1 protein-coding gene is annotated in these 751 nt (G+C 68.0%); it reads right to left on the reverse strand.

Annotation, left to right across the window (positions count from 1 at the left end):
* Positions 1-284: 284 nt before the first annotated feature.
* The gene (locus tag FV228_RS31490; protein ID WP_147857947.1) at positions 285-470 is read right to left on the reverse strand and encodes a DUF1508 domain-containing protein; all 186 of its coding nucleotides are present in this window, start codon (positions 468-470) and stop codon (positions 285-287) included.
* Positions 471-751: the final 281 nt, after the last annotated feature.

Genomic DNA, 751 nt, shown 5'->3' on the forward strand with positions numbered 1-751 from the left:
ATGCCCGGACCGACCGGCGCGGCCGACGCGCCCTGCGGCGCCGCGGCCGCAAAGCCCAGCACCAGCAGGGCCGCGAGCAGGAATTTCCTCAGCACGTCTCGACTCCCTTCGCGTGATTGCGTCTTCGACGACGGACCGCACGCGGGACGAGAACCCGGTCGGCGGTCCGAAACGCTGCAACGCATGGGCGATGGGAAGCGTTGCAGCGTAACCACTACGGAGATTCGGACAGGGTTTATTTTTGACCTCGCCGCCCCGGACGGTCGTGGAGACGCAGCCAGCGCTCAGGCGATCTTGGTGGTCATGTCCTCGATGCGAGCCTCGGTGCTCTGGCGGACGAGGGCGATGCCGTGCTCGCAATCCTCGCGGCGCAGGTAGCCCTCGCCGGAATCCGCGATCACCTCGCCGTTGCGCGCGCGCAGGCGCCAGCGCCACTCGCCCTTGGCATCCCGATAGAGTTCGAACCGCATGGTGCAGCCTCTCGTCCGACGTGCCGGTGAGATGGGACACCCCGCGCAAAAAAGAAGCAGCCCCGGGAGGTTCCCCCGAGGCGGCGTCCGTATCAATCTGGAAGAATCCCGGTTTCAAAAGGTCGAGACCTTTTGCGGGTGCAGGGCAGAGCCCTGCGGATCTCTCGGGAGCTGCGCCCCCGAACCCTCTCTTCAAGAGCGGGGCGACCGCTCCAACCAGCCGATGGTGCGGCCTTCGCCGTTGCCGCCGCCGGCGCTGCGCGGGCGGGCATCGGCCCGCT

The sequence above is a fragment of the Methylobacterium sp. WL18 genome (genome assembly GCF_008040015.1).
In the GTDB taxonomy this organism is placed as follows: Bacteria; Pseudomonadota; Alphaproteobacteria; order Rhizobiales; family Beijerinckiaceae; genus Methylobacterium; species Methylobacterium mesophilicum.

Excerpts from the sequence above, each read along its gene's own strand:
- FV228_RS31490 (WP_147857947.1), bottom strand. The coding sequence starts at position 470 with ATGCGGTTCGAACTCTATCGGGATGCCAAGGGCGAGTGGCGCTGGCGC.